This is a genomic window from Plesiomonas sp. ZOR0011, assembly GCF_000800945.1.
Lineage (GTDB): Bacteria > Pseudomonadota > Gammaproteobacteria > Enterobacterales > CAMTGL01 > Plesiomonas > Plesiomonas shigelloides.
On sequence record NZ_JRKB01000116.1, the window covers coordinates 1 to 1,020 of the forward strand.

Below are 1,020 nucleotides of genomic sequence, written 5' to 3' on the forward strand. Positions count from 1 at the left end.
TTGTCAATCCGGCGTGTGGCAATCCAGTGGAGGAAAAGGCACAAATACATCACTTTACCAATGTCCATACTCAATTTGTGACAACAATTCAGCTAGTACTTGCGCAGGACAACTAAGCACTCAATCCACTTGTCAGTGTCGTGCCGGAGGCTGGCAAATTGCGTGTCCTTACGTCGGGAAATTGGTTGTTCAATAATTGTCAATCCGGTGCGTGGAAAACCTTATCCAACGAGACAGATGTTTGGTTTTCTGGCGAGATTCATGCCGGAACAACTATCAGTCTCGGCACTAGAAAATACTGTGCGCTAGCTACAGCGAATTACGATTACAACAACTGGCGAGGATGCAGAATCAGCAAATCAGGCCAGTCGTGGACGCTGGCCGCCTACAGCATTGGCAACGGTAGAGCCACCTGTCAGGCCGTATGTTTCTAATTGTCAATCCGGTGCGTGGCGTAAGCCTGCAGGGCGTTATGTAGATACAGGAGCCATCAGTCATGGTCAGCAGATACCTATCCCCGCAGGCTACTCTCAGAACCAATGTAAATGGAGCGTGAGCAATAGCAGCAACTACCACGGCAGGCACCCGTTTTACTTTGGCGGTCAGCAAGCTACAGTTGATGGTAATCGAGTAGTTACTTGTGGTTTTTGGGACGAATGGAGTTTCTACCCCGGCGGTTATGGCGGCGCAGGTAACTGCTCATATGTCATAACATGTGAATAGGTTATTGATATGAAACACAAATGGCGCTAGCACCTTCGGTATACCCGCGCCGAGCGCCATACCATATACCAGCGGATTCCCACACTTGGACGTCTACTTTTACCGCACCAATATCACGAACCATGCTTAGATAACAAAAATCCCATTTTCCGAGAGTTGTTGGATTATCTAGCCAAAACGATTGGATTTTTGCTGTACCGCTACCGCCTTTTGTCCACACACCGGATTGACAAATCAGTGGCGCGCCAGTGGTGTCGCGACCCTCAAGGCCATTCGGCGAACAATTTTGGCCTGCTA

At 49.0% G+C, this 1,020-nt stretch carries 1 pseudogene; it reads right to left on the reverse strand.

What is annotated here, in order from left to right:
- Positions 1-724: 724 nt before the first annotated feature.
- Positions 725-1,020: pseudogene (locus tag L975_RS18490) on the reverse strand (shufflon system plasmid conjugative transfer pilus tip adhesin PilV); the annotation flags it as partial.